This window comes from Pseudomonas sp. NPDC087817, assembly GCF_044742875.1.
GTDB lineage: Bacteria > Pseudomonadota > Gammaproteobacteria > Pseudomonadales > Pseudomonadaceae > Aquipseudomonas.
Genome location: NZ_JBIUVJ010000147.1, coordinates 1 through 3,058, shown reverse-complemented (window position 1 = coordinate 3,058; position 3,058 = coordinate 1). Strand labels below are relative to the sequence as shown.

Sequence of the window (3,058 nt, the reverse complement as noted above, 5' to 3'; positions counted from 1 at the left end):
AAATACACCCCAAACGACATAAACAACAAACACAACATATAAGAAGTATACAGAAAAGCTAACTCCTCAGAACAGGCCGCGGTGCCAGCAGCACCGGCGGCTAAATCACGCCGAACGGCGGCGCGAAGGAACAATTGGGGGTCAATCAAGAACCCGGACACAGTCTATAGAAGCGTCAACGCCGCGCACATTAACCCTTGGTCGCGTCGTAGGCTACTTTTGCCTGCACTACAACGCCAGCTTTCGTACTGTTCTCAGTCAATTTTTGCGCCACTGAGGCGCTCGAAAGCCTTGCTGGTGCGGATGACAAAACCTGTATCGGCACGAATCACGAAGAATGCACCAATGTCATGCTTTTCGGCATAGTCCCAAGCCCTTTCAGGCCCGAGAATCAGCAACAGTGTCGATAGTCCATCGGCCATCAACGCTGAAGGATGAATCACCGTGACTGACGCTAGGTTGTGTAGGACAGGTGCGCCGCTACGCGCATCGAAGGTGTGGGAATAGCGCCGCCCGCCCTGCAGGAAATAGTTGCGGTAGTCGCCGGAGGTGGAAACGCCGTAGCCGTCGACATTAATCACGCGCTCGGCGACTTGCTGATCATCGCGAGGCTCTTCCAGGGCAATGCGCCACGGCGAGCCATCAAGCTTCTTGCCCTTGGCTTTCAGCTCACCCGTAGCTTCGGCGAGGTAATCGTGGATGCCCATGGCATCCAGCTTGGCGGCGATCGTGTCAACAGCGTAACCGGCGGCGATGCTGTTGAAGTCGACTTCGACAGCGGCGTCCTTGCACAGCTGATCGCCGTCGATGTGCAGATGCTGATGGCCGACTTTCTGCAACACCTCTGCCAGTGCGGCAGCGTTCGGGACCTTTTCTTCGCGTCCTTGCGGGCCAAAACCCCAGAGGTTCATCAGCGGCTCGACAGTGAGGTCGTAGGAACCTTCGCTTTGCTCTGACAGTTGCTCGCCCACGCGGATCAATTCGAGGATTGGCGCAGGCATGGTCTGACAGCGACCAGCGGGCAATGCATTGAAGCGTTCGATATCGGAGTCGCTGCGATAAGTAGACATCTGTCGGTCGACTTCGCCGAGGATGCCCTCCACTTCGTGGCGCACCTGCGCGGGGTCAGCAAGGCCTGCGTGGCGCACGTACTTGATCGAATACGTGCTGCCCATGGTCGGACCCGCGAAACTCTCCATGGAGTCGCCGCTGCCACAGCCGGCCAATATGCCAGCCAAGATCACAAGCCCAAACCACCGTCCAGTGAACAATTATTCATCTCCCTGCAAAACCGCGACGGCCATTATGGATTAAAGGGCCCGCTCGCTCCCAACGGATGCTACGCGTTTATAAAATCCAATAATGAGTAACTGAACATGTCCACCACCACGGGCAAAGGCAAAGCGATTTTCCGCGTTGTCAGCGGCAACTTCCTCGAAATGTTCGACTTCATGGTCTACGGCTTTTATGCCACGGCGATCGCCAAGACCTTCTTCCCGGCCGACAGTGCCTTCGCTTCGCTGATGCTTTCGCTCGCGACCTTCGGCGCCGGGTTTCTGATGCGTCCGCTGGGGGCTATTTTCCTCGGTGCCTACATTGACCGGCATGGTCGCCGCCAGGGCCTGATCATCACGCTGGCCCTGATGGCTGCCGGCACCGTGCTGATTGCCTGCGTTCCGGGATACGCCACACTCGGCGTCGCCGCGCCGCTGATCGTGTTGTTCGGCCGCTTGCTGCAAGGCTTCTCCGCTGGCGTCGAGTTGGGTGGTGTGTCGGTTTATCTGGCAGAAATCGCCACACCGGGGCGCAAGGGCTTCTTCGTCAGTTGGCAATCCGCGAGCCAACAAGCGGCGGTGGTCTTTGCCGGACTGCTGGGTGTTGCTCTCAACCATTGGCTGAGCCCGGAACAAATGGGTGACTGGGGCTGGCGTGTGCCGTTTCTGATCGGTTGCATGATTGTGCCGGTCATTTTCGTGATCCGTCGCTCACTGGAAGAAACCCCTGAATTCCAGGCACGCAAGCATCGCCCTACCCTGCGGGAAATCGTCCGTTCGATCGGACAGAACTTTGGCATCGTCATCGCCGGTATGGCGCTTGTGGTGATGACCACGGTTTCCTTCTATCTGATCACCGCGTACACCCCGACCTTCGGCAAGGCCGAACTGCACTTGTCGGACTTCGATGCCTTGCTGGTGACGGTGTGTATCGGCCTGTCGAACTTCTTCTGGCTGCCGGTGATGGGTTCGGTTTTCGACAAGATCGGCCGTAAACCCCTACTGCTCGCGGCGACGATTCTGGCGATTCTGACGGCCTACCCTGCCCTGTCGTGGCTGGTGGCGAACCCGAGTTTCAGCCATTTGCTGATCGTCGAGTTGTGGCTGTCGTTCCTGTACGGCTCGTACAACGGCGCGATGGTCGTGGCGCTGACCGAGATCATGCCGGTGGAAGTGCGGACGACCGGGTTCTCGCTAGCCTACAGCCTGGCGACAGCGACCTTCGGCGGCTTTACACCGGCAGCGTGCACTTATCTGATTCATGTACTGGATAACAAGGCTGCGCCGGGGATCTGGCTCAGTGGCGCGGCCGTGCTGGGGTTGATTGCGACGCTGGTGTTGTTCCGGGGTAACAAACATGAGCTGCGCACGGCGCAAGCGGCTGTACCTGGCGGCGCCCGATAGGACGCCATCGCTGGCAAGCCAGCTCCCACAGGTTTCTTTGGTGTACACAACCTTTGTGAACGACCTAAACCACTGTGGGAGCTGGCTTGCCAGCGATGAGGCCGCAACAGGCAACAGATATTTACCAGGCATAAAAAAACGCCCCGACCAAGATCGGGGCGTTTTCATGTGCAGCTAAGGCTTAGCGCGGAAATGCAGGCGGGTTTACACCGGCCATGTCTTCCATTACGCGGATTACCTGGCAGCTGTAACCGAACTCGTTGTCGTACCAAACGTACAGAACAACGCGGTTGTCCTGAACGATGGTCGCTTCAGCGTCGACCACACCGGCGTGGCGCGAGCCAACGAAGTCGGTCGAAACCACTTCCTGCGAATTGACG

2 protein-coding genes and 1 pseudogene are annotated in these 3,058 nt (G+C 58.1%); 1 reads left to right on the top strand and 2 read right to left on the bottom strand.

Annotation, left to right across the window (positions count from 1 at the left end; all coding sequences use genetic code 11):
• Positions 1 to 254: 254 nt before the first annotated feature.
• Positions 255 to 1,199, bottom strand: coding sequence for an FAD:protein FMN transferase (locus ACIONG_RS30145; RefSeq protein WP_401304639.1), 945 nt, complete (start codon positions 1,197 to 1,199; stop codon positions 255 to 257).
• Between the two features lie 177 nt (positions 1,200 to 1,376).
• Between ACIONG_RS30145 and ACIONG_RS30140 the strand changes: the two genes are divergently transcribed.
• Positions 1,377 to 2,678: an MFS transporter gene (locus ACIONG_RS30140; RefSeq protein WP_401304636.1), complete on the top strand. Its 1,302-nt coding sequence runs from the start codon at positions 1,377 to 1,379 to the stop codon at positions 2,676 to 2,678.
• Positions 2,679 to 2,859: 181 nt separating this feature from the next.
• Here ACIONG_RS30140 and ACIONG_RS30135 read toward each other — a convergent pair.
• A pseudogene (locus tag ACIONG_RS30135) lies at positions 2,860 to 3,058 on the bottom strand (glyceraldehyde-3-phosphate dehydrogenase); the annotation flags it as partial.